At 55.8% G+C, this 251-nt stretch carries 1 pseudogene; it reads right to left on the bottom strand.

The features are described 5' to 3' along the window. Window positions 1-251: pseudogene (locus B7449_RS18880) on the bottom strand (IS3 family transposase); the annotation flags it as partial.

The following is a 251-nucleotide window of genomic DNA, read 5'->3' as shown; positions in this document are numbered from 1 at the left end:
AATCATCTGCCGCCTCTGATCACGCCCAACCGAGCAGAGGCATCCCGCAAAAAATCCCGTTCCACCAGCAACTGGCCGATCTTGGCGTGCAGTTTCTCTACATCAGCAGGGCTGACTGAAGGTTCCGTTACTGACTTACCAGAAAAAAGGCTTGCCATGCCTTCGATCGCCTGGCGCTTCCATTGGGCGATCATCGTCTGATGCACGCCATGTTTCGAAGCCAGTTCCGCCAGCGTCAGTTCCCCACGGAT

Source organism: Komagataeibacter intermedius TF2 (genome assembly GCF_000964425.1).
Lineage (GTDB): Bacteria > Pseudomonadota > Alphaproteobacteria > Acetobacterales > Acetobacteraceae > Komagataeibacter > Komagataeibacter intermedius.
Note: the sequence above shows the minus strand (reverse complement) of the source record. Positions and strands in the feature narration are given on the sequence as shown.